General features: G+C 72.8%; 18 protein-coding genes. 11 read left to right on the top strand and 7 right to left on the bottom strand.

What is annotated here, in order from left to right:
- Positions 1-255: 255 nt before the first annotated feature.
- Complete coding sequence (gene bla, locus D7147_RS06940; protein WP_120675292.1) at positions 256-1,194, top strand: class A beta-lactamase; 939 nt, start codon at positions 256-258, stop codon at positions 1,192-1,194.
- Positions 1,195-1,411: 217 nt separating this feature from the next.
- Here bla and D7147_RS06935 read toward each other — a convergent pair whose 3' ends face one another.
- The gene (locus D7147_RS06935; protein WP_120674763.1) at positions 1,412-2,998 is read right to left on the bottom strand and encodes a DHA2 family efflux MFS transporter permease subunit; all 1,587 of its coding nucleotides are present in this window, start codon (positions 2,996-2,998) and stop codon (positions 1,412-1,414) included.
- Positions 2,999-3,300: 302 nt separating this feature from the next.
- On the opposite strand from D7147_RS06935, the gene D7147_RS06930 reads away from it, so the two are divergent.
- Complete coding sequence (locus tag D7147_RS06930) at positions 3,301-4,065, top strand: hypothetical protein (RefSeq protein ID WP_120674761.1); 765 nt, start codon at positions 3,301-3,303, stop codon at positions 4,063-4,065.
- A gap of 78 nt (positions 4,066-4,143) precedes the next feature.
- The gene (locus D7147_RS06925; protein WP_120674759.1) at positions 4,144-4,605 is read left to right on the top strand and encodes a DUF5709 domain-containing protein; all 462 of its coding nucleotides are present in this window, start codon (positions 4,144-4,146) and stop codon (positions 4,603-4,605) included.
- A 123-nt stretch (positions 4,606-4,728) separates the two neighbouring features.
- Here the strand turns inward: D7147_RS06925 and D7147_RS06920 are convergent, their stop codons facing one another.
- Complete coding sequence (locus tag D7147_RS06920) at positions 4,729-5,547, bottom strand: DUF3152 domain-containing protein (RefSeq protein WP_120674757.1); 819 nt, start codon at positions 5,545-5,547, stop codon at positions 4,729-4,731.
- A 143-nt stretch (positions 5,548-5,690) separates the two neighbouring features.
- On the opposite strand from D7147_RS06920, the gene D7147_RS06915 reads away from it, so the two are divergent.
- The 6 genes from D7147_RS06915 to D7147_RS06890 all read left to right on the top strand — a co-directional run bounded on the left by D7147_RS06915 (position 5,691) and on the right by D7147_RS06890 (position 11,022).
- The gene (locus D7147_RS06915) at positions 5,691-6,194 is read left to right on the top strand and encodes a SigE family RNA polymerase sigma factor (RefSeq protein ID WP_120674755.1); all 504 of its coding nucleotides are present in this window, start codon (positions 5,691-5,693) and stop codon (positions 6,192-6,194) included.
- On the top strand, positions 6,191-6,967 hold the full coding sequence (locus tag D7147_RS06910) for a hypothetical protein (RefSeq protein ID WP_120674753.1): 777 nt from the start codon (positions 6,191-6,193) through the stop codon (positions 6,965-6,967). Before D7147_RS06915 ends, D7147_RS06910 begins: the two co-directional genes overlap by 4 nt.
- 61 nt (positions 6,968-7,028) lie before the next feature.
- Positions 7,029-7,451 (top strand): acyl-CoA thioesterase, encoded by a 423-nt coding sequence (locus D7147_RS06905; RefSeq protein WP_120674751.1) that lies wholly within the window; start codon positions 7,029-7,031, stop codon positions 7,449-7,451.
- A gap of 103 nt (positions 7,452-7,554) precedes the next feature.
- The gene (locus D7147_RS06900; RefSeq protein ID WP_407663319.1) at positions 7,555-8,223 is read left to right on the top strand and encodes a spermine/spermidine synthase domain-containing protein; all 669 of its coding nucleotides are present in this window, start codon (positions 7,555-7,557) and stop codon (positions 8,221-8,223) included.
- Between the two features lie 139 nt (positions 8,224-8,362).
- Positions 8,363-8,851 carry a DUF2231 domain-containing protein gene (locus D7147_RS06895; RefSeq protein WP_120674749.1) on the top strand — a complete coding sequence of 163 codons (489 nt, stop codon included), beginning with the start codon at positions 8,363-8,365 and terminating at the stop codon, positions 8,849-8,851.
- Between the two features lie 155 nt (positions 8,852-9,006).
- On the top strand, positions 9,007-11,022 hold the full coding sequence (locus D7147_RS06890; RefSeq protein ID WP_120674747.1) for an LVIVD repeat-containing protein: 2,016 nt from the start codon (positions 9,007-9,009) through the stop codon (positions 11,020-11,022).
- A 277-nt stretch (positions 11,023-11,299) separates the two neighbouring features.
- Here the strand turns inward: D7147_RS06890 and D7147_RS06885 are convergent, their stop codons facing one another.
- A complete protein-coding gene (locus D7147_RS06885) occupies positions 11,300-11,983 on the bottom strand; it encodes a DUF305 domain-containing protein (RefSeq protein ID WP_147437362.1) in 684 nt (227 codons plus the stop codon).
- Between the two features lie 153 nt (positions 11,984-12,136).
- Here D7147_RS06885 and D7147_RS06880 point away from each other — a divergent pair, with 153 nt between their 5' ends.
- Entirely contained in the window at positions 12,137-13,102 is a 966-nt protein-coding gene (locus D7147_RS06880) for a helix-turn-helix transcriptional regulator (RefSeq protein WP_158609301.1), read from the top strand.
- Between the two features lie 95 nt (positions 13,103-13,197).
- On the opposite strand, the gene D7147_RS06875 is transcribed toward D7147_RS06880, so the two are convergent.
- On the bottom strand, positions 13,198-17,064 hold the full coding sequence (locus tag D7147_RS06875) for a S8 family serine peptidase (RefSeq protein ID WP_158609300.1): 3,867 nt from the start codon (positions 17,062-17,064) through the stop codon (positions 13,198-13,200).
- Positions 17,065-17,240: 176 nt separating this feature from the next.
- Complete coding sequence (locus D7147_RS06870; RefSeq protein ID WP_120674739.1) at positions 17,241-17,984, bottom strand: VOC family protein; 744 nt, start codon at positions 17,982-17,984, stop codon at positions 17,241-17,243.
- Between the two features lie 224 nt (positions 17,985-18,208).
- Between D7147_RS06870 and D7147_RS06865 the strand changes: the two genes are divergently transcribed.
- Positions 18,209-22,567: an ExeM/NucH family extracellular endonuclease gene (locus D7147_RS06865; RefSeq protein ID WP_233562980.1), complete on the top strand. Its 4,359-nt coding sequence runs from the start codon at positions 18,209-18,211 to the stop codon at positions 22,565-22,567.
- A 69-nt stretch (positions 22,568-22,636) separates the two neighbouring features.
- Here D7147_RS06865 and D7147_RS06860 read toward each other — a convergent pair whose 3' ends face one another.
- Together D7147_RS06860 and D7147_RS06855 are read right to left on the bottom strand one after the other, a co-directional pair.
- Entirely contained in the window at positions 22,637-22,903 is a 267-nt protein-coding gene (locus D7147_RS06860; RefSeq protein WP_120674737.1) for a zf-HC2 domain-containing protein, read from the bottom strand.
- A gap of 135 nt (positions 22,904-23,038) precedes the next feature.
- Entirely contained in the window at positions 23,039-23,527 is a 489-nt protein-coding gene (locus tag D7147_RS06855; protein WP_120675288.1) for a sigma-70 family RNA polymerase sigma factor, read from the bottom strand.
- Positions 23,528-23,638: the final 111 nt, after the last annotated feature.

Genomic DNA, 23,638 nt, shown 5'->3' with positions numbered 1-23,638 from the left:
CCCACCGGCGGACCTGCGGGCCGTCCGTGCCGCACACCGACCCCCGACGGCGCCGCCGGTAGACCGGGCGGCGAGACGCTCGCGGCGGCGCACGGCCGGCCGCCCCTCCGCCGCCCGGCGCCGGTTAGCCGCCGCCCGGCGTGGGTTCGCCGCCCAGCGTGGGTTCGTCGCCCGGGGAGGCAACCGTGGCCCGGCGTTCGCGCGTGTTCCCCTCGGCAGTTCAGTGGCACGTCCGCGACGTCTGGAGGTATGCCGATGGGTTTTCCGAGCACACGGGGCGGCGCCGCCGTGGCCTGCGCGGCGGCGATCCTCGCCGGCCTCGCGGCCTGTGGCCCGAAGGGGCACCCGGCCACCCCGAGCGGCACCGGAACCGCGGCGGCCCCGGCCACCGGCACGCCGCCCGCGGTACCGGCGCCGGACCGGGAGTTCGGTCGGCTGGAGACCGAGTTCGACGCGCGACTCGGCGTCTTCGCCGTCGACACCGGGACCGGGGCGACGATAGGTCACCGGGCCGACGAGCGCTTCGCGTACGCCTCGACGTTCAAGGCGCTGGCCGCCGCCGTGCTGCTCGACCGGACCTCGGCGGCCGACCTCGACGAGGTCGTCCGTTACTCGCGCAGCGACCTGGTGGCCCACTCCCCCGTCACCGAGAAGCACGTGACGACGGGGATGCGGCTGCGCGACGTCGTCGACGCCGCCGTCCGGTACAGCGACAACACCGCCGCCAACCTGATCCTGCGCCGCCTGGACGGCCCCGAGGGGTTCCAGCGGGAGCTCCGCCGGCTCGGCGACACGACCACGGAGGCCGACCGCTACGAGACGGCGCTCAACGAGGGACGACCCGGCGACCGCCGGGACACCAGCACGCCCCGGGCCTTCGCCACCGACCTACGGGCGTACGCGGTCGACGACGCGCTGAGCCCGGAGGATCGGGACGTCCTCAACGGGTGGCTGCGACGGAACACGACAGGTGACACACTCATCCGCGCGGGGGTGCCCGCCGGCTGGATGGTCGGCGACAAGACCGGCGGGGGCGGGTACGGCACCCGCAACGACATCGCGGTGCTCTGGCCGCCGGAGGGTGCGCCGATCGTCCTCGCCGTGATGTCGAGCCGCGACACCCGGGACGCCCCGTACGACGACGCGCTCATCGCCCGGGCCACCCGGATCGTCGTCGACGCGCTGCGTCCCTGAGCCGGCGCCGCCGGCCGCTCCCCGATCGATCCCGACGGGTCGGACGCAGCCGGTCGCCCGGCTCAGCGGGGTTCGCGCCCCGGCGGACCAAGGGTTCGCGGCCCGGCGGACCGGGGATTCGCGCCGCGCCGGGCCGGGGTTCGCGCCCCGCCGGGCCGGGGTTCGCGCCGCGCCGGGCCGGGCCGCCGGGAACAGCTCCCCGGCGGCCCGACAAGCGTCAGTGGATGACGACTGGCGTACGGGACTCCTCGCCCTGCCCACCGTCGGGCAGCTCGGTGCGCACCCGCCGGCGGGGCAGGAACGCGGCCGGGATGAAGGTGAGCGCCACCAGCGCGAACGCGACCCAGAACGTGCCGGAGAAGGCGCGAGCCGCGAAGTCGAGCCCTCGGTCGATGAGCCCCTGCGGGACCGGGAACTGGTCGAGCAGCTCCGGCCGCAGCCGGCTGGCGATGGCCAGCCCCGCCTCGGTGAACGGCTTGCTGCCGCCGGGCTCCGTCACCCCCGGGATCGGCCGGGAGCCGTTCAGCTCGTTGGTGAGGATCACCGACATGACGGCGGCGCCGACCGAGCCGCCGATCTGCTGGAGGATGTTGACCAGCGTCGAGCCGCGCGCCACGTCGTGCGCGTTCAACGTCCGCAGCGCCGACGTCATGATCGGCATCATGGTGCCGCCCATGCCCAGCCCCATCACGAAGAGCGAGCCGCAGAGCAGCACGTACGACGTGTTCGGGTCGATCTGGGTGAACGAGAAGAACCCGACGACGATGAGCGCCAGCGCGAAGGGCACCGTACGCCCGACGGGCACCCGGTCGGCGAGCGTGCCGGCGATCGGCATCGTGATCATCGCCCCGATCCCCTGCGGCGCCATGAGCAGACCCGCCGCCAGCGTCGACTCACCGCGAACCTGGAGGAAGTAGCTCGGGAAGAGCAGGCCCGCCCCCATGAACGCGATGATGAAGACGAAGAGCGTCACCGTGGCGACCGTGAGGTTTCGGTTGGCGAAGAGCCGCAGGTCGAGCAGCGGGTGCCGGGGCCGGAACGAGTAGACGACGAACGCCACCACCAGCGCGGCCCCGACGAACATCGGCCCCCACACCTCCGGGTCGGCGAAGGTGCCGGCCTCCGGCAGCGTGGAGATGCCGTAGAGGAAGAGGGCGAGCCCCGGGGAGAGCATCAGCATGCCGATGAAGTCGAAGGACTCCGACGGCTCGGGCGCGTCCTTCGGGAGCGCGAACTGCGCGTAGACGAGGGCGGCGATGCCGATCGGGATGTTGATCAGGAAGATCCAGTGCCAACCGGCCGCGTCGATCAGCCAGCCACCGAGGATCGGCCCGGCGATCGGGCCGAGCAGCATCGGGATGCCGAGGACGGCCATCAGCCGACCGATCCGGTTCGGGCCGGCGGCCCGGGTCATGATCGTCATGCCGAGCGGCATGAGCATGCCACCGCCGAGGCCCTGCAGGACCCGGTAGGCGATCAGCTGCCCGATCGAGTCGGCCGTGGCGCAGAGCGCCGAGCCGATGGTGAAGAGCGCCAACGCGGTCATGTAGAGGCGTTTGGTGCCGAACCGGTCGGCGGCCCACCCGGCGAGTGGGATCACCGTGGCGAGCGCGAGCGTGTAGCCGGTCATCGTCCACGCGACTCGGGCGTACGAGGCGTCGAAGTCGTCCTGGAACGTGGGCAGCGCGACGCTGACCACTGTCACGTCGAGGATCGACATGATCGCGCCGAGGACGACGACACCCGCCACCTTGAGGACCGCGGCGTCCAGTTTCTCCGGTGCCGCGGTGACTTGCTGGGTCACACAAACTCCTGACGTCGGTCTCGCTGACGGATGGTGAGCGGTGGGGGTGGCGCCGTACTGCGGAAGGCACGGCTCGCGGAGGGCGAGTGCTCGCAGGCAGAGTAGCGACCACCTCCGACAGGCCGCCCCCGGATTAGCCCGACCACCCCGGCCCGATCCGGTGACGTTCCGTCGCGGTACGACGGCGTTCGTCCAATTTCCCGCTGGGTCAACCGGGCCACCGCCGGATCGTGACGTCAATCCGATGGTGACTTCGCACACACGATGCGCGACCATGGCCGGACGGCGAACGGGGGGCTCGGATGAAGCGTGCGGGCACTGACGGCAGCGGCTTCGGGGCGGCGACCCTCGACGGGGTGCGTCGCGGCGTCGGCACCGCGCCGCGGCGCTGGCTGATCGCGGTCACCCTGCTGGTCGGCGTACTGGCCGCGATGGGGCTCACGGCGGCCGTCCCACCGGACGAGCTGACCTTCGCCGCGCTCGCGGAGCCGGTGCAGGCCCTCATGTCGGTCGCCGTGCCGTTCCTCGGCACCCTGCTCGCCCACGACCTGCGGCGCCAGCCCGGCACCGTCCGGCTGGGCCCCACGGTGCTGGCCGCGACGCTGCTCGCCGCCGCGGTCGGGCTCATCGGAGTCGTCGCCTGCGCCGCCGCGCTCACCCTCGCCCCGGACGGCGTCGCGCCGGGCGCGTGGCGGCACGCCGGGACCATCGTGGCGGGCAGCGTCCTGGTCCAGGTCGTCGCGCAGCTGGTCGGCATCGGGCTGGGGCTGCTGCTGGGCTCCTTCGTGGTCGCGGCCCTCGCCAGCATCGTGCTGCCCCTCGGCCTCTACGGCCTGCTCGGCGCCGCCGACTCGCTGCGGCCCGCGCGGGCGTGGCTCACCCCGTACGCGACGCTCCAGAACCTCCTCTCCGGCGAGACGGACGCGGTGCACTGGGCGCAATGGGTGGTGGTGCTCCTCATCTGGGGGTTCGGCCTGATCGCCGTCGGCGCGGCGCGGCTGCGCCGGCGTCCGGCGACCGCGGCCGTACCGGCCCCCAGCTCCGTTTCGTGGGAGTCCCGCCACTGAACGTGTCCCCTGCTCACGATCGGCCGGGGCAGGTTCTAGGCTTGGGGGCCGCCGCAGGGGCGACGAGGGGAGACTGCCGTGAGCGAGACCGACAACATCGACCGCATCGAGGAGTGGAACGTCGCCGAGGACGACGGGGTGCTGGACGCCTCCGACACCCTCGACGGCGATCGGATCAGTGATCCCCTCGACACCGGCATCGCTGCGGCGGACCACTGGTCCGGGGCGAACCGGTACGGCACGACCCCTGCCGAGGAGCGGGCGGGCGAGTCGCTCGAGCAGCTGCTCGCCGAGGAGGAGCCCGACATCGACCCGTACGCGGAGGTGGCCGACGACGAGGACGAGCTGATCCGGCGGGGCGACGAGCAGGACCCGCGGGCGGGACGCCTCGTCGCCTACGACGAGGGCTTCGGCGACGACGAGGAGCCCGACGCGGTGGCCTGGGACGCCGGGCTCGACGCCGGCGCGGCCAGCGCGGAGGAGGCCGCCGTCCACCTGGTGGACGACCCGAACGGCATGGGCGACGGCCCGTTGCGGTGAGGCGCTTCCGCCTCACCGCAATGGCGGCAACCCCGCTGCCTCGGACGCGGGCCTGGCCGGTCGGCCACGCTCATCTTTGCTACGGCGGCGGCTGACGTCGGCGAAGGTCCCGGTGACGGGCCCTCAACCCGCCCGGCCGCGCTCGCGGGGCGGGATGGGGTCGTCGTAGGCGCCGGAGCGCCCGTGGTAACTCTCGCCGTCGAGGTACGGCTTGGCGTTGGCGGTGCAGCCGTGCAGGCCGAGCGTCTGCTGCTGCATGACCGGCGCCGGTTCGCCACGGCCTGGGCAGCGCTCGTGCCCGTGGCCGAGCCGGTGCCCCACCTCGTGGTTCACCATGTACTCGCGGTAGGTGGCCAGGGGCGCGCCGTAGCGCGGCACGCCCTTCACCCAGCGCGCCACGTTCAGCACCACCCGCGCGCCGTTGCGGCAGGACGTGTAGCCGTCCGGCACGTCGCCGCAGAGCTCGTCGCGGGTACCCGGGGTCGCGAGGTAGATGGTGAAGTCGGCGGGCTGCCCCGGCCCGACCCGGCGCAGGGTCAGCGACCCGTCGGCGGTCCAACCCTCCTCGTCGTTCAGGTACCCGGTGACCTCGGCGGCGAAGGCCGAGGTCTCGATGCCGACGATGTCCCGCTCCACCGACACTCGGTAGCGCATCAGCTCACCCTTGCCGCGCGGGGCGGGTGACTCGGCGGCCGCGGTCCGCCACCGGTTGCCGCCCTCGGCCGGGTAGTTGATCGCGACCGGGGGGCGGGAGGAGGCCGAGGGCGACAGCACGGGGCCGGCGGGGTTGACCAACCGGACCGGCGGCGCGGACGTCGGCCGGCTTCCCGACGCGGGCTGCCCGCCCGACGCCGGCTGGCCGCACCCGGCCGGCAGGAGCCCCAGCAGCCCCGCCACCGGCAGCGCCAGCAGGGCACTGCGGCGCGTAGTCTTCCTCGACATGTGTCTCCCCTCGCCGCACACCGTCCACCGGTGGCGCGTCGGAGAAAGGACGCGCGAGGCGGCCGAAAAGTTGATCACTCGCGGACTCAACCTTTCGCGCTCCCCACTCGTCCTGATCGTCGTGAGGTGCGGAGCGGGCGGACATGGCACGAGATGACACCGAGTTCGTCGAGTTCGCCCGCGCCGCCTCCGGCCGGCTGGTGCACGCGGCCTTCCTGATGACCGGTGACCGCCACGAGGCCGAGGACGCCGCGCAGACCGCGCTGGCCCGGACGTACGCCTCCTGGTCGCGGATCCGCGGCGACGACGCCTACCGCTACGCCCGGTCGGTGCTCGTCAACCACCTCGTCGACCGCTGGCGGCGGCCGATCCGGGAGTACCCGACCGAGGAGCTGCCCGAGCAGCGTGACGACGATGTCGCCGACGCGGTGGCCACCCGGCGCTGGCTCTTCGCGATCCTCGGCACGCTGAGCCCGCGCGAACGCGCCATCGTCGTCCTGCGCTACTACTTCGACCTTCCGGAGGTCCAGGTGGCCCACGAACTCGGCGTCTCGGTGGGAACGGTGAAGAGCACCAGCTCCCGAGCCCTCGAGAAGCTGCGCGGCGTCGGCGCCGGGGCGCCGCGGGTGCACGGGACCCGCCGATGAACGAGGCGGACCGGCTCCGCGAGGCCATGCGGGTGACCGAGTCGACCGATCAGGGCATGCTCGACCTGGCCGCGGTCGTACGCGAGGGTCGGCGGCTGCGCGGGCGGCGGCGTCTCGCCGGCGCCGGCGCGGCCGGGCTGGTGCTGGCGGTCGCGGTGGCCGTCCCGGTGGCGCTGCGTCCGGGCGGCCCGCCACCACAGCGACCGGCGGACGCGATGACGACGGCGTCCGTCGCCGCGCCCACGGCGACGCCCACCGCCGGGCCCGAGACGCCGCCCACCGCCGGACCCACGACGGGCACCCCGGTCAGCCCCGGCGGCACGGACCGGAAGCCGACCGGCGCGGTGGTCTCCAGCGGTATCCGGTACGGCGCGCAGGAGCGTGTCTTCTACTTCGTACCGGTCGATGTGCCGTCGGTGCCGCGCGTCAAGATCGGGTTGGTCGCCGGGCGCCGCGACACCGACGGGAGGCTGACGCCGGACGTCCTGATCAACGACGTCGCGGGGCGTGACCGCCACGAGGGCTTCCACGAGATCGGCTACGACCAGCAGGGTGAGCGCCAGTTCGTCCCGCCGGTGCCCACCTTCGGATACTTCGTCGGACCGGCCATGCGGATCGTGGGCACCGTCGACGGCCGTCAGGTCAACGCCGAGCTCGCGCGCTGGAGTGCGGACCCGCGCGTGGTGATCTTCTGGTTCGACCCCACCACGCTCGCCCCGGGTGTACGGCTGGACGGCATCCTCGCCTACGACAAGCGCGGCGCACGGCTCTGAGTCGGCCTCCCTCCGGTACCGACCACCGGTGCGTCCGCTACCCACCGGTAGGCTCGGGGCCGTGGAAGATCCTTTCCGGGTACGCGTCACCGTCCGCGGCTACGAGCTGGACACCCAGGGCCACCTGAACCAGGCGGTCTACCTCCAGTACGGCGAGCACGCCCGGTGGGAGTGCCTGCGCGCCGCCGGCATCTCGCAGCAGCGGCTCCTCGCCGGCGGCGTGGGTCCGGTCGCGCTGGAGGTCACCCTGCGCTACCTCAGTGAGCTGCGCGGCGGTGACGAGGTCGACGTGTCCTGCGCGTTCCGCTGGGGCGAGGGCAAGACGTTCCGGATCGAGCAGGACTACACCCGGCCGGACGGCAGCCCGGTCGCGACGCTGACCGGGGTTGGTGGCCTGCTCGACCTGTCGGCCCGCCGCCTGGTCCCCGACCCCCGGGCGCGGTTCCGCGAACTCGCCACCGATCCGACGCCGCTCGGTCTCTGAACCGCCGGTTGACCCGTCGCGGCGGCCCGCCCAATTCGGCACGGCCTTTCCGCTTCGTCGGCCGGTCGGAAAATCCGCCGGCCCGCCCTGCCCGTTGGCATAGATTGGCCGGGTGAACGAGGCGGTTACGGTGGTCGACCGGGTCGTGACCGAGCGGGGCGAGCTGGTGCTCCGGCGGTGTGCCGAACACCTGGAGATCATCAGCAACGGAGTGTTCCTGATGGACACCCGCGCCGGCACGTCGGAACGGCTCCTCGTCCGGGAGTCGTTGCGGTCGATGCCGGCCGGCGGCCGGATCCTGATCGGGGGCCTCGGGGTGGGCTTCTCCCTGGCCGAGGCCGTGGCCTCCCCGGTTCCGGCGGAGATCGTGGTCGTCGAGATCGAGGCGGCGCTGATCGACTGGCACCGGGACAGCCTCGCCCACTTCAGTGAGCACGCCCTCGACGACGCCCGCGTCCGGATCGTCAACGACGACATCGTGCGTTGGCTGGGTACGACCGGCGAGTTGTTCGACGCCATCTGCCTCGACGTCGACAACGGTCCGGAGTGGACGGTCTTCCAGGACAACGCCGCGCTCTACGGCGACGACGGGCTCGAACTGCTGCGCGAACGGCTCACCGACGGCGGTGTGCTGGCCGCCTGGAGCGCCGCCGCCGCACCGGCGTACGCCGCCCGGCTGGCGGCGCTGATCGGGCCGGTCACCACGCACCGCGTCGAGGTGCCGCGCGGCGAGCCGGACGTGGTCTACCTGGCCCGGCGCACCCGCCGCTGAGCCGGCGACGGAGCGACCGGGCGCGGACGGGCACGCGGCCGACGGCCGGCGACGACAGGGGTGACAGGGGCGCCGCCGCACCGATAGCGTTCGCTGCCGGTACGCGGCCGATCCTCCCCCTCATCCACAGGAGAGCCCGATGTTCGAGGAGTTCATGGGCATTCCCGCCCACCCGCTCGTGCTCCACGCCGCCGTCGTCTTCGTGCCGCTGCTGGCGCTGCTCAGCGTCGGCTACGCCTTCGTCCCCGTGATCCGCCCGCACACCCGCTGGGTGTTGGGGTTGCTCGCCGTCGGCGCACCGGCCTCCGCGCTGCTGACGAAGCTCTCCGGGGACGCCTTCCTCGCCCGCCTGCGCGGTGCGAACCAGGTCAGCCCCGAGTACCTGCCGAGGCTGGAGGCCCACCAGGATCTGGGCAACCTGACCCTGTACGCGACGATCGGCGCGGCGGTGGTGGCGCTGGCCCTGGTCCGGCTCGTCGCCCCCACGGGGAGCCCGGCCGCTGCGTCGAATCGACCGGCGCTGACCTGGTCGTTGCGGGGGTTGGCACTGCTGACCGCCGCGGCGGCCCTGTACTACGTGATCCGCACCGGCGACTCGGGGGCGAAGGCGGTCTGGGAGGGACTGTGATCCCACGGTCCGGGAATTATGGCGAATTCGCGTCCTCCGCAAATATTTACATGATCCAAACTGACCGGCAGGCGGTACGGTCCTTACTTACCGCGGTGTAAACGCGTGTCGATGCGCATCGTGACCAGGAGGGACACCGCGGCTGGAGGAGACGCATGACCCAGATCCATCGCACCCCAGGCAGGAGACGTCGCCTTCTCGGCGCCGCGGCAACCGCCGCTCTCCTCGTAGCCCTGTTGCCCGGCACCGCGTCGGGCCAGGAGTCCGAACCGGACCCGCGGATCGGGCTCGGCGCGGGCTGGCTGGACGCGCAGAGCGCGATCAGCGACCTCGAACTGCTGGCCCACCGCGACAAGCCGGCGGGCTTCGTGAACCCCGCGAACCCCGGCGACTTCGGCTTCGTCGCCTCGGACCTCGCCTTCGGCGGCAATCACGCCTTCCAGGGCAACTACAACGGCTTCAACGTCTACGACGTCTCGCAGCCGGCCAACCCGACGCTGGTCAGCAGCGTGGTGTGTCCGGGCGGGCAGGGTGACGTGTCGGTCCACGGGAACCTGCTCTTCATGTCGGTCGAGGAGACCCGGGGCCGGCTGGACTGCGGCACCGACCCCGCCGCCGGCACCCGCTTCCAGGGCGTACGCGTCTTCGACGTCAGCGACGTGACCAACCCGGTCCAGGTCGCCGCCGTGCAGACCTGCCGCGGCTCGCACACCCACACGCTGGTGACCGACCCGGACGACAGCGCGAACGTCTATGTCTACGTCTCCGGCACGGCGGGTGTCCGTCCGGCGACCACCATGGCCGGCTGCAACAACACGCCCGCCGCGGGCACCGACCCGGCACGCTGGCGCATCGACGTCATCAAGGTCCCGGTCGCCGCGCCGGAGCAGGCCGCCGTCGTCAACAACCCGCGCCTCTTCGCCGACCCGCAGACCGGCGCGGTCGACGGCCTGCAGAACACCCCGCCCACCACGACCCACCCGTCGGGCAGCCCGTGGGGACCGTCGCCGGTCACCGACGCCTGCCACGACATCACGGCGTACCCGGCGATCGGGCTCGCCGCCGGTGCCTGTGAGGGCAACGGCATCCTGATCGACATCTCCGACCCGGCGAACCCGGTGCGGATCGACGAGGTGTCCGACCCGAACTTCGCGTACTGGCACTCGGCGACGATCAGCAACGACGGCAAGAAGGTCGTCTTCACCGACGAGTGGGGCGGCGGCACCGGCGCGCGGTGCCGCGACACCGACCAGCCGCAGTGGGGCGCGAACGCCATCTTCGACATCGTGGACCGGAAGCTGAAGTTCGCCAGCTACTACAAGCTGCCCGTTCCGCAGACGCTCCAGGAGAACTGCGTCGCCCACAACGGCTCGCTGATCCCGGTGCCGGGTCGGGACATCCTCGTCCAGGCGTGGTACCAGGGCGGCATCTCGCTGATGGACTTCACCGACTCGGCCCACCCGCGGGAGATCGCCTACTTCGACCGCGGCCCGATCAGCCCCACCACCAACGTGCTGGGCGGCTTCTGGTCGGCGTACTGGTACAACGGTGAGATCTACGGCAGCGAGATCGCCCGTGGCTTCGACGTGCTCGGGCTGCGGCCGAGCGAGCACCTCACCGCGGCGGAGATCGCCGCGGCCCGCGAGGTGCAGATGCCGCAGTTCAACGCCCAGCACCAGACGAAGGTCAGCTGGGCGCCGAGCTTCGCCGTGGCTCGGGCCCGCTTCGACCAGTTGGCCCGGACCTGCACCACCACGATCGACAAGCGGCACAACGGGCCGCTGACGGTCTCGGGGGTCACCTGCCTGAACGGCGCGACGGTCAACGGGCCGGTCACCGTACGTCCGGGCGCCTCGCTGCTCGCGTTCGACTCGTCGATCTCCGGGCCGGTGTCGGCGGCGAACGCGGCCGCCGTGCACCTCTACGAGAGCACGGTCCGCGGCCCGGTCAGCATCACCGGCACGCGCGGCAGCACCGCGATCGTGGCGAGCGAGATCCACGGTCCGGCCGTGCTGACCGGCAACCGTACCGGGTCGGTCGAGCCGATCATCGCCGACAGCACGGTGCGCGGCCCGCTCGCGTGCACCGGCAACGCGCCGGCGCCGATCAACCTCGACGCCGCCAACCGGGTGTCGGGGCCGACCAGCGGACAGTGCGCCAGCCTCGACTGACGTACGCCGCAACGGTTCGATGAGGGCCGCGTCCTGCCTCGGCAGGGCGCGGCCCTCGCGTCGTCCCGACCTCGGCGCGCTCCCCACCGGTGGCGGGCCAGGAGATGATGGGCGTCGGCGTGCTCGGCGCTACCGGATCGCCGTCAGGGAACGGCGCTACCAGATCGCCGTGAGGGAGCGGCGGCGAGCGTGACGGCACCTCGGGCGAGCCTGGTGGGAACGGGCCGTAGGGCGTGTGTCGAAGTCCTCGGTCGAGCCGAGGACTTCGACACCCGCCCTAGCCGGCGAGGCGCGCCTGCAGCTCCCGCATGCTGCGGATCTCGATGCCCTGGTCGGCGTTGACCTCCCGGGCGAACCGGTCGCTCGCCGGCTCCAGCCCGCCGCCGGCCGCGTAGAGCTGCTGCACCATGGTGAGCGCGCCCTCGTGGTGCCGGATCATGCGGTCGAGGAAGAGCCGGTCGAACTGCTCACCTCGGGTCTTCGCCAGCTCCGCCAGCTGCTCGGGGGTGAGCATGCCCGGCATCACCGCGTCGTGGTCGGCGTGGTGCTCGTGCGGCCCCGGGAGCTGTTCGCCGCGGTCGGTGAGCCACTGCTGCATCTGCGCGATCTCGTCGCGCTGCGACGTCTCGATCCGCTTGGCGATCAGCGAGACTTCCTTGCTGGTAGCGCGTTCCGCGACGAGCCCGGTCATGTCCAGCGCCTGCACGTGGTGCGCGATCATCCGCTGCATGAACTGGGTGTCGGCCGCGGTGTGCTTCGGAGGCGCGGGCAGCTGGGACTGCTCGGCCGGCGAGAGGGCGCGGCCGCTCTGACCGGGCGCGCCGGGCTGGACGACCCGGGGCGCGGCGACCGGCCCCGCCGGGGCGTCGTCGGTGAGCTGGGCCGCGGCGACGGCAGCCCCACCGAGGACGACGGCGGCGGCCACGGCGGCGAGAACGATACGGCGACGAGAGGAGAACACGATTCGATCACCGTAGCGGAATTCGGCCCGTCCCACGAGAGGCCGGACGGGTGGGCTGCTCAGCAGCCCTTGACGCTCCTGATGGGAACGCTCCAAGATCAACGCAGCGCCCCGCGCCACCGGTGGGGCCGAGCGAGTCGGGTGTGGTGGAGAGTGCTGAGCGCGTTCGGTCTGACCGAGTTGGAAGAGAAGCTCTACCTGGCGTTGGCCGGTGGGCACCCGGGCACCGCGACGGAGCTCGCGCAGCGCTTCGCCGCCGACTCCGGTCAGGTCGTCGCGGCGCTCGACGCGCTCACCCGCCACGGCCTCGTCCGGGTGGCCGGCGAGCAGGCCGCCGCGACCTCCCCCGACCTGGCCATCGACTCCCTGCTGACCCAGCGCATCCGCGAACTCCAGGAGGCGCGGATCGACCTGCGGGAGTGGCTGCGGCAGCAGCGCGCGGCGGAGCCGGCGGATCCGGGCGTCCAGATGGTCGTCGGGGTGACCGCGATCCTGCAGACCTTCGACCAGTTCCTGCGCGGCGCCGAGGAGGAGGTGCTCGGGTTCGAGCGACCCCCGTACGCGGCCGACTTCTCCGACAACCCGGCGGAGCTGGAGCTGCTGGATCGGGGCGTACGCTTCCGCGTGGTCTACGACCGGCGCGGCCTGGAACGGCCGGGGGCCTCGACCCACATCGGTCGCTTCATCGCCGCCGGCGAGCAGGCCCGGGTCGCCACGGACGTCCCCGCGAAGCTCGCCGTGGCGGACCGCCGGATGGGGTTGCTCTCCTTCCCGTCCCGCGACGACACCGTCGAGCCCTGGGCGTTGGTGGTACGCGGCGCCACCTGGGTCGAGGTGCTCGTGGCGCTCTTCACCGAGATCTGGGAGCGGGCCACGCCGCTGCGCCTCGCCCCGGCCACCACCGTGCTCGACGACGCCGACCGCTGGACGGTGCCGACGCCGACCGACCGGCAGATCCTCTCCCTGCTGATGACCGGGCTGCCGGACAAGGCGGTCGCCTCCCAGCTGGGCATCTCACTGCGTACCGTGCAGCGGCGGCTGCGGCAGCTCATGGACGTCAGCGGCAGCGCCACCCGGATGCAGCTCGGCTGGTTCGTCGCCCGCAACAACTGGCTCTGACCCCCACGAACCGCCCCACCGAACTGCGGCGGGACGGTTCGCGAGGATCCGCAGCGGGCCCCGCCACCCGGCGAGCGGCCGGCGGGGCCCGACGGTCACCTGGTGACGGTCACCGAGACGGTGACCGGGGTCGCCGCCCCCTTCGCGCCGTTGTTCGTGACCAGCAGCGTGGCGACGTACCTGCCCGGGGCCAGGCCGGTGGTGTCGACCGTGACGGTCAACGTGGCCTTCTCCCCCGGCGCCACCGCACCGGAGGCTCCGGCCGACAGCCACGACACGTCGCTGTACCCGGGCAGCGAGCCGTCCACGTGGTAGACCTTGCTGGCGAACGGCTGGTTCCGGAACGCCACCGTCCAGAGGTTGCCCTGTTCGTCGATGTCGAGCCCGGCGCCGCTCAGCGGGTTCGGGTCCGGGTCGGGCACCGAGGCGAGCGCCCGGCAGGTGTCCGGTTCCATCGCCCAGATCGACTCCTTCGCATCCTGGTTGATGCCCCACAGCACGTTCTGCTCCTCGTTGAGGGCGAGCCCCGTCATCCACGGCACCGGCGGGGTGCACTCCCCCAGCACCGAGCCCGGCTGCGAGTGAGACACCCCGGCGAGGTGCCGGATGACCCCGTCGCCGCTGAGGTAGAAGGTGTCGTCCGCGGCGCGGTAGGCCAGCCCGTAGTAGAGCTTGCCCGCCCACGTCCCGCTGATCGTCTCCTTGACCTCCAACGTGTCCGGGTCGAAGCAGACGATCGGCAGCTCCCCGACGATCGACATCTTCGGCGCGCACATCAGGTCCCGCCCCGGCACGTAGGCCATGTCCGAGGGCCAGCCGCCGATGTCGAGCACCCCCTTGGCCAGCGACGTGCCGTCGGTGGAGAAGCGCTGCAGCTGTCCGAACAGGTACGAGTTCGACACGATCAACTCGCCGTTGCGGTAGCCGACACCGAACGCGTAGTAGAAGTCCTTCACGGCGAAGGAGCCGAGCACCTTGCCGGGCACACCCGCTGGCGGGGTCGGCGAGTCGATCTCCCTCGCCAACCAGGTGGCCGGCAGGTCGCCCTTGTTGGCGAGGGTCACCGTCGCGGTCCGGGTCTGTCCGGCCCGGGCGCTCACCGACACCGCGCTCCGGTTCGCCAGCAGCAGCGGCGTACGCAGCGCGAGGTCCTGCGTGACCACCCTGGTCTCGACCACGGTGGCGGTGGCCGGCGGCAGCTCGTAGCCGGGCTGCATCGCGGTCACGGTGACCGGCCCGGCCGGCGCCTCCAGCTGGTAGAAGCCCTCCGCGTCGGTGGTCGCGGTGATCGGTAGCCGCGCGTTCGGCGACTCGACCCGCACCGTCGCGCCCGCCAGGGGCTGACGGTCGTTCGCGTCGCGGACCGTGCCGCGCAGCAGGCCCCGGCCGGGCACCTCGAAGGTGACCGCGGCCTCCGCGTCGAGCACCGCCTCGTCCCGCGAGTACGTCAACGCGTCGGTGCCGCTGCCGTCCTCGATGCCGACCGTCGCCGAGCCGCCGGCCGCCGCCGAACCGGCACCGAGCTTGCGGTACCGGAGGGCGACGGTGCCGTTCTCGCCGAGCCGCGCCTGCACGTCGACCCGAACCTTCGGGTCGCTCTTGAGCGCGGCCCGCACCCAGCTGACCAGGAGCTGCCGGTTCTTCCCCGACCCGGTGCTCTTCGTCCGCACGGTCGAGGCGTGGTCCAGGACCAGGTCGTCCCAGAACGCGTAGACGGCCGGAGCCGACACCGCCGGGGCGGGCAGCGGTCCGTTGGCGCCGACAGAGGCGGCGGCGTCCGTGCCGAAGGTCAGGTAGCCGTCGGTGTGCACGGTGATCCGGTCGTACGTGGTGCCGTAGAAGGTCATCGGGAACGGCAGGTCGAGCCCCTTGCTCGCGGTGTCACCGGTGAGCGCGAGCACCTTGCCGCCGTCGTCCCACTTGCCGGCGACCACCCCGGCCGCGTAGCCGTGCCGGTCGGCCTTGGCGGCGAGCGCCACGTCGACGGTCTCCGGTCCGTCCACGGTCACCGCGACCGTCCGCGGGGCGAGCCAGCGTCCGTACTCGACCAGCAGGTCGTAGTCGGCCTCGGGCAGCGTCCCTGCGTAACGACCCTTGGCGTCGGTGACGAAGCCGGGGAACGACTCGTCGGCGAGCGTCAACCGCGCGCCGGCGACCGGCTCGCCGTTCGGGTCGGTGACCCGGCCGCCCACCGGCTGCCACGGGGCGACCTCGGAGAGGTCCAGGGTCAGGTTCACCGTGCCGCTCTGCGACACGGTGATCGTCCGCCGCTGGGTCCGCTGTCCGAAGTAGGTCGCGGTCAGCGTGTACTCCCCCGCCGGCACCCGGCCCAGCTGGACCGTGCCGTGCGCGTCGGTGCGGGCCGTCCGGGTGACCAGGTCGGAGGTCAGGGTGACCCGCGACCCGGCCAGCGGGCGTCCGTCGCGCTCCGCGTGCACCACGACGCCCCCGAGCTGCGCAGTCGAGGCCTGGGTCACCAGGTCGTAGGCGTCCAGCCGGCCCTCGCCGTAGACGTTGTTGTCGGCCGGGGTGCCGCCGCACTGCGCGTCGTCGACGTCGTGCGCGGTGCGGTCCAGCAGCTCCCGGGTGGTCGCCACGTCCCGCCGCAGGTTCGGCACCGCCGACCAGGCCAGCGCGACCGCACCCGCGACGTGCGGAGCGGCCATCGAGGTGCCGTCCATGTAGCCGTACTCACCGCCGGGCAGGGTGGAGAGGATCTGCGCGCCGGGGGCCGTGATGTCCGGCCGAACCGCGCCGTCGCGGCCCGGACCGCGGCTGGAGAAGGCGGTGATCAGGCCGTCCGGGCCGGTCGCGCCGACCGCGTACGTCTGCGGGTTGGTGGCGGGGTGGCCCGCCGAGCCGCACGGCTCCGGCGCCTGCTCCGCCTCGTTGCCGACCGCGAAGACCGGGAAGATGCCGGCGGCCACCCAGGAGTCGACGATCGCGTCGTACATGTGCGGGTCGCCGCCGGTGCCGCCCCAGGAGTTGTTCACGATGTCCGGCGACAGCTCCGGGCGGGGGTTCGCGCCGTCGCGGTCGGTCGGGGCGAGCATCCACTGCCCGGCCGCCAGCAGCGACGCGTCGGTGCAGTAGGTGAGCTCGCAGCCCTTCGCCGCGATCCAGGTCGCGCCCGGGGCGACCCCGGTGACGTGCCCGGCGCCGTCGTCGCCGACCATCGAGCCGACGGTGTGCGTGCCGTGCCCGGCGTTGTCGCAGGGCCCCTCGGACATGCAGAACCCGGTGGGGTCGTACCAGTTGTAGTCGTGGGTGAAGGTGCCGTCACCGTTGTTGCCGCGGTACTGGCGCACCAGCGACGGGTGGTCGTACTGCACCCCGGAGTCGACGCTGCCGACGACGACGCCCTCGCCCCGGGTGCCGTACTCGCGCCACACCTTGTCGGCGCCGACCGCGCCGAGGTTCCACAGCAGCGGCGCGTCGTCGGCGTCCGCGCCGGCGGTACGGACCGGCTCCTCCAGCGTCGTCACGCCGACCGCGGTGATCCGGGCGACGTCCGAACGGCCGGCCAGCTCGGTCAGCAGGTCCAGATCACCGGTCACCTCGATGACGTTCGCGATCCAGAACGGGGTGAATTCGGCGTGCCGGTCCCGCAGCAGCTCCCGCAGTCCGCGCTGGGTCCGCTCCGCGTGCGCAACCTTGGTCTGGTAGACCCGGGTCGTGCGGGCGACCCGGCCGGCCCGACCACCGGCGGCGCGCTCGACGCGGTCGAGCTCCGCCCCGTCCAGCTCGGCCTCCCCGGTTAGGTCGACCATGAAGGTGGTGCTGGTGCCGCCGCGTGCCGCGGCGAGCAGCTGCGGGTCCACCTTCCGCAGCGGCTCCACGATGCCGCTCGTGGGCGTCGGGGTCGTCGCCGCGACGGCACCGGTGGGCAGTACGAGCAACGCCGTCAGCGCCGCGGCGACCGTGGCGCTCGCGCGGCGCGCCCCGTATCTGGATCTGCGCATGAATTCCCTCCTCCGGGCGACCACCGGTGGAGGCCGGCAGCGCCGTCGGAGATTCTGGGGCGACGGACGGCCCGACGGGCGGCATGATCGCTGGCGGAGCCCGGACATGGCGGAACTCCGCCACCACCGGTTGGTCCCACCGACATCACCGCGTCACCTCGGCGTGCCCGCCGCCGTCAGTCGACCTCCGGCAGCCACGGCTCCAGCACGGCCGGATCCGCCACGGCGTGGCGCACCTGGTCCCGCTCCGACCTGGTCAGCCGGATCGCCTGGAGCCGCGCACCCCAGTCGGGCACCCGCTCGGGTTCCGCCAGGGCGATCGAGAGCTCGATCAGCCCGGCGAGCGCCACCGCCTGCTCGACGGCGGATGCCGCGTCGCCGTGCCGGCGCAGCCCGGAGTTGAGCGCCCGGAACGCCGCCCGGTCGTCCGACTTGAACTCGCGCAGGATCCGCGCGTTGTCGAGCACCCGGGCCAACCCCACCAGGTCCTTCGAGCCGCCGTACTCCAGCTCCTCCGGCTCGTCCCGGCGGATGAAGGTGATGGTGTTGCCGGAGGGGTCGACGACGCTGAACCGCGACGCGCCCGGCCGGTACCGGGTGATCCGCGGTAGCCCCTTGCCGAGCACCTTGCCGTAGGCGGCACGCATGGCCCCGCTGAACGCCGCGTGGTACGGCGCGACCGCGTCGACGAGCACCAGGCATCCGCCGGTCTGTTCGGCCGCCGGGTCGACGCCGGGGGCGGCGTTGCCGTAGTGCAGCTCGAACCCGCTCCAGCGGAAGGCCAGGTAGAGGTAGGGCCTGGTCTGCTCCCAGGTCACCGCGAAGCCGAGCGCCCGCCAGAAAGCCAGGGTCTCCTGGGGTGACACGCAGGGCAGCAGCGGCAGGATGGTCTCGTTCGGGTGGACGCGTTCCTCGCTCACCTTGGCCTCCCGGCTCCGGCTCTACGGTCCGGCCATTGTGCCAGCGGCGGGCCGTGCGCTGTGGGATCGACCACGATCGGCTGCCCGCGGCCGCCTTCCGCCCGCAGGTCACCACAGGTGGCCAGGCAGGTCTCGTACATCTGGCGGCTCCCGCGCGGACACCCGTTGCCCATATCCTCCGACGGTCTACTCCCATCGGAGGCCCGAGTTTCATGTACAGGCACATGACCAGACGACCACTGGCTGCGGTGGGCGTGCTGCTCGCCGGCAGCGCACTGACCCTGGCCAGCAGTACGACCGCCGTCGCCGCGCCGACGGCGACCACGCCCTTCGTCAGTGAGATCCACTACGACAACGCCGGCACCGACACCGGCGAGGCGATCGAGATCCAGGCGCCGGTCGGCTACGACCTGACCGGCTGGCAGGTCGTCCTCTACAACGGCGCCAACAACGCGGCGTACAACACGCGGACCCTCAGCGGCACGGTGCCCGCCACGGGCGTGGTCGTCGCGTCGTACCCGGTCGACGGGATCCAGAACGGGTCGCCCGACGGCGTGGCGCTCGTCGCCCCGGACGGCACGGTCGCCGAGTTCCTCAGCTACGAGGGCACCATGACGGCGTCCGGCGGGCCGGCGAACGGGCGCACCGCCGTCGACCTCGGCGTCGCGGAGACCGCGACCACCCCGGCCGGCCACTCCCTGCAGAAGCTCGACGGGACGTGGCGGGAGGCCGCGCCGAACAGCTTCGGCAGCCTCAACCAGGCCGGCGGTGGCGACGACGACCCCGAGCCCCCGGTGGGCTGCACCGTCACCGTCGACCACACCATCGCCGAGGTCCAGGGCACCGGCGCCGCCACCCCGCTGGCGGGCACCCGGGTCACCGTCGAGGGCGTGGTCACCGCCGATCACCGCACCGGTGGCTACAACGGCGTCTACGTGCAGAGCGCCGGTAGCGGCGGAGATCGGCCGGTCACGGCGGGTACCGCCTCGGACGGCGTCTTCGTCTACCTGACGACCAGCACCGCCAACCACCCGTCGGTGGCGATCGGCGACCGGGTGCGGGTCAGCGGCACCCTGAGCGAGTTCAACGGCCTCACCCAGGTCACCATCGGCGCCAAGGCCGACGTGCAGGTCTGCGCGCACGACGCGCCGCTGCCCGCGCCCGTGCCGGTCAGCCTGCCGCTCGACGACGCCGCCCGTGAGTCGGTCGAGTCGATGCTGGTCGCCCCGGTCGGCGCGTACACCGTCTCCGAGGTCTACAACACCAACCGGTACGGCGAGGTCGTGCTCGCCGCCGGCGACCGTCCCGCCGCGAACCCGACCGACCTGGCCCGTCCCGGCTCGGACGAGGCGCACCAGGTGGCGGCCGCCAACGAGCGCGGCCGGATCCTCGTCGACGACGGCCGGACCACCAACCTCTCCACCGGCGGCCTGCTGCCGCCGTACGTGTCGAAGGAGAGCCCGCTGCGGGTCGGCGACTCGGTGGAGGCCTTCGGGCCGTCCGTCCTGTCGTACGGCTTCGACGAGTGGCGGCTGCAGCCGACGCTGCCGGTCAGCGCGGAGACCGCCGCTCCCGCCCGGACCACCTTCAAGGCCACCAACCCGCGGACCTCGGCGCCGGTGAACGTCGGCGGTGACCTCCGGGTGGCGAGCTTCAACGTGCTGAACTACTTCGTCCACTTCGGCGGGGACGCCCGGGGCGCGGCCGACGAGGCGGCGCTCGGCCGGCAGGAGGCGAAGATCGTCTCCGCGATCAGCGCCCTCGGTGCCGACGTGGTCGCCCTCGAGGAGATCGAGAACTCGGTCCGCTTCAACCCGGAGGACCCGCAGCAGGCGCTCAAGCGCCTGGTCGCCGCGCTGAACGCCAAGGACGGCGCGGGCACCTGGGACTACGTCCGCAGCCCGGCCGAGCTGCCGGCTCCGGCGGCGCAGGACTTCATCACCACGGCGATCATCTTCAAGCCGGCGAAGGCGCAGCCGAAGGGCCCGGCCCGCTCGGTGAACGACGAGAGCGTCTGGTTCAACGCCCGCGAGCCGATCGCGCAGGCGTTCACCGCGGACGGCGTGTCGTTCATCGTGGTCGCCAACCACCTCAAGTCCAAGAGCGGCACCGGCACGGGCGACAACGCCGACACCGGTGACGGTCAGGGGTCCTGGAACGGCGACCGGGTCCGGCAGGCGCACGCGCTGGCCACCTTCGTCGACCAGGTGAAGGCCGACAGCGGCACCGAGGACGTGCTGCTGCTGGGCGACTTCAACGCGTACACCCACGAGGACCCGATGCAGGTCCTCTACGGGGAGCAGTACCGCGATCTGAACGACACGGGCAAGGCCACCTACGTCTTCGGTGGCGAGTCCGGCTCCCTGGACCACGCGCTCGCCTCGCCGTCGCTGGCGGCCCGGGTCACCGGGGTCGACGTGTGGCAGATCAACGCGGTCGAGTCGTTCGCGTTCCAGTACGACGGCCTGCCCGCCTTCTACGAGCCGAGCCCGTACCGGGCCAGCGACCACAACCCCCTCGTGGTCGGCATCAGCACCGGCGCGAAGCCGGTCGACCTGCAGCTGCTGACCGTCAACGACTTCCACGGCCGGCTGGAGTCCCCGGCCACCGTGGACGGCCAGCCGGTCGGCGGCGCCGCCCAGCTCGCCGGCCTGCTGGGCCAGCTGCGGGCGCAGAACCCGAACACCGCGTTCGTCTCCGCGGGCGACAACATCGGCGCCTCCACCTTCATCTCGGCGATCGACGGGGACAACCCGACGATCGACGCGCTGAACCAGATGGGTCTCGCCGCCTCGGCGGTGGGCAACCACGAGTTCGACAAGGGTGCCGCGGACCTCACCGGCCGGGTTTCCGACCGCGCCGACTTCCCGTACCTGGGCGCCAACGTGTACCGCGGGAACGCCCGGGAGCTGCCGGCCTACTCCGTCAGCACGGTGGGCGGGGTCCGGGTCGGCTTCGTCGGTGTGGTGACGAAGCAGACCGCGTCGCTGGTCAGCCCGGACGGCATCGCCGGGCTCACCTTCCGCGACCCGGTCGCCGAGGCGAACCTGGTCGCCGGTCAGCTCAAGGACGGCAACCCGGACAACGGCGAGGCCGACGTGGTGGTGCTGCTCGCGCACGAGGGCGCCGCGACGGAGCACATCGACTCCGCCGAGGCGCTCGCCGCCGACCCGGTCTTCGGTCCGTTCACCCGGGTCGACGCCACCATCGACGCCATCGTCAGCGGTCACACCCACCAGCCGTACGCCTTCGAGCTCCCCGTCCCCGGCACCGACCGGCTGCGTCCGGTGCTGCAGGCCGAGGATTACGGCAAGCGGCTGGGCAAGCTGACCCTGACGTACGACCCGGAGGCCGGTCAGGTCACCACCGCCGACGCGGCGCTGGTGGACGTGGTCGGCGCGCCGCAGGACCCGGCGGTGGCCGGCATCGTGGCGACCGCCAAGGAGAAGGCCGCCGAGCTGGGCAAGGAGCACCTGGGGTCGATCACCGCGGACGTCAAGCGGGCCTACACCGACGGCAACGAGGATCGGGGCAAGGAGTCGGCGCTCGGCAACCTCGTCGCCGACGTGCAGCTCGCCGGCACGAAGGACGCCGGTCGGGGCGGCGCGCAGATCGCGTTCATGAACCCGGGCGGGCTCCGGGCCGACCTGCTCTACCGCACCGACGGCACGGTGACGTACGCCGACGCCTTCGCCGTCCAGCCGTTCGCGAACGACGTGGTCACCAAGAGCTACACCGGCGCCGAGATCAAGCAGGCGCTGGAGCAGCAGTGGCAGCCCGACGGCGCGTCGCGTCCGGTGCTGTGGCTGGGCGTCTCGAAGGGGTTCAGCTACACCTACAACCCCGAGGCGCCCAAGGGTTCGCGGATCACGTCGATGAAGCTGAACGGAGCGGCCGTCGACCCGTCGGGCACGTACCGCGTCACGGTGAACTCGTTCCTCGCCGCCGGCGGGGACAACTTCACCGCGCTCGGCGGCGGGACCGACCCGGCGACCACCGGTGACAACGACCTCACCATGCTGGTCGACTACTTCGCAGCGAACTCGCCGGTCACCGCGGACACCGCGCCGCGGTCGACGGTCGGCCAGGGCGGCCCGCAGTGCACCACGACGATCACCGGCCGGTACACCCGGCCACTGGTCGTCAGCGCGGGCCTGACCTGCCTGGAGAACGCCACCATCGCGGGGCCGGTCACGGTCCACCCGGGCGCGTCGCTGATCGTCACCGGCGGCGCCGTCAACGGTCCGATCTCCGCCACCCGTCCGGTGCTCTTCGAGCTCTCCGGGGCGACCGTGGCCGGCCCGGTGGCGGTCTCCGGCGCGACCGGCGGGCTGCGGATCGGCGCGGGCAAGGTGAACGGTCCGCTCTCACTCACCGGTAACACCGGTGGCGTACGGATCGACTCGGTCTCGGTCAGCGGGCCGGTTACCGTGACCGGCAACTCCGGCAGCCAGCCGGTCGTGGTCGCCGCCAACACCGTCGGCGGGCCGCTGAGCTGCTCCGGAAACACCCCGGCGCCGGTGAACGAGAGCCGGCCCAACACGGTGAAGGGCCCGGCGACGGGCCAGTGCGCCCGGCTCTGACCGGATGCTGACCCCCGTCCGCGGCCGGATCCGGCCGCGGACGGGGGCACCCGGGCCACAGGTGACGGGTCAGTCGACGCCGGCCGGCGGGAAGCTGCGGGTGTCGCTCCCGCGCCGGACCGCTCGAACGGCCCGGTCGGGCAGTCCGACCCCCTCGTCGGGGCCGAGCCCGGTCAGGGCGGTGACCGCCGGCCCGAGCTCCTCGCACTCGGCCCGGCATCGGGCGCAGTCGAGCAGGTGCGCCTCGAAGGCCAGCACGGCGTCGGGGCGGAGCGCACCCAGCAGGTACGTCCCGCAGTCGGCACACCCGCGGGTGCCGTCGCCATCGTCGGTCATCAGCGCGCCAGATCTTCTCGGTGACCCGGCCGCCGTCCTGGCGCAGGTCAGGGCGATCCTCGAACTGGCAGTCACTGTATGACGTGGACACCCGTCCGGGTCAGCACTCGCGCATTCCGACCTCGCCACGGATCGTCAATCCGCGTCGGTACGACCGATGGCAGCCCGTAATGCCCGTAAGGCGTAGTGTGCGCGCGACTTGACGGTCCCCTCCGGGATGCCGAGGCGGGCCGCCGCCTCGTCCGTCGAACGGCCGCGGTAGTAGAGCTCGATGAGGACTGCCCGGTGGGCGGGCGTCAGCTTCGGCAGGGCGCGACGGACCGTCTGCACGGCCACCACGTCCTCGGTCACGTCGCCGCTGGCGGGAAGCCGGGTGAGGTCGTTCAGGCCTACCTCGGTGGGTCGGGCCTGTCGGGCCCGCGCCGCGTCGATGGCGATCCGCCGGGCGACGATGAAGAGCCACCGGCGAACCGATTCGCTACTGTCGGGCAGGCGGTCGAGGTGCCGCCACGCCTGCAGCATCGTCTCCTGGAGCAGGTCCTCGGCGAGCTGCCGCTCGCCCCAGCTCAGCCGCAGCAGGAAACGGTAGAGCGGCTCGGCGTGCTCGGCGTGCACCTCGCGCATCCGGGCCTGCGCCCGTGCCTCGTCGCCCGGCCCTCCGTCACCACCACCGGTGCCGGAAGGGGCCGTGCCGACGAGCTTGGCCGGCACCAACAACGACTGCCTCCCCGGTTA

Origin of the sequence: Micromonospora musae (genome assembly GCF_003626545.1) — a bacterium.
Lineage (GTDB): Bacteria > Actinomycetota > Actinomycetes > Mycobacteriales > Micromonosporaceae > Micromonospora > Micromonospora musae.
Note: the sequence above shows the minus strand (reverse complement) of the source record. Positions and strands in the feature narration are given on the sequence as shown.

Excerpts from the sequence above, each read along its gene's own strand:
- bla (WP_120675292.1), top strand. The coding sequence starts at position 256 with ATGGGTTTTCCGAGCACACGGGGCGGCGCCGCCGTGGCCTGCGCGGCG.
- D7147_RS06930 (WP_120674761.1), top strand. The coding sequence starts at position 3,301 with ATGAAGCGTGCGGGCACTGACGGCAGCGGCTTCGGGGCGGCGACCCTC.
- D7147_RS06920 (WP_120674757.1), bottom strand. The coding sequence starts at position 5,547 with ATGTCGAGGAAGACTACGCGCCGCAGTGCCCTGCTGGCGCTGCCGGTG.
- D7147_RS06915 (WP_120674755.1), top strand. The coding sequence starts at position 5,691 with ATGGCACGAGATGACACCGAGTTCGTCGAGTTCGCCCGCGCCGCCTCC.
- D7147_RS06910 (WP_120674753.1), top strand. The coding sequence starts at position 6,191 with ATGAACGAGGCGGACCGGCTCCGCGAGGCCATGCGGGTGACCGAGTCG.
- D7147_RS06895 (WP_120674749.1), top strand. The coding sequence starts at position 8,363 with ATGTTCGAGGAGTTCATGGGCATTCCCGCCCACCCGCTCGTGCTCCAC.
- D7147_RS06890 (WP_120674747.1), top strand. The coding sequence starts at position 9,007 with ATGACCCAGATCCATCGCACCCCAGGCAGGAGACGTCGCCTTCTCGGC.
- D7147_RS06875 (WP_158609300.1), bottom strand. The coding sequence starts at position 17,064 with ATGCGCAGATCCAGATACGGGGCGCGCCGCGCGAGCGCCACGGTCGCC.
- D7147_RS06865 (WP_233562980.1), top strand. The coding sequence starts at position 18,209 with ATGACCAGACGACCACTGGCTGCGGTGGGCGTGCTGCTCGCCGGCAGC.
- D7147_RS06860 (WP_120674737.1), bottom strand. The coding sequence starts at position 22,903 with ATGACCGACGATGGCGACGGCACCCGCGGGTGTGCCGACTGCGGGACG.
- D7147_RS06855 (WP_120675288.1), bottom strand. The coding sequence starts at position 23,527 with ATGCGCGAGGTGCACGCCGAGCACGCCGAGCCGCTCTACCGTTTCCTG.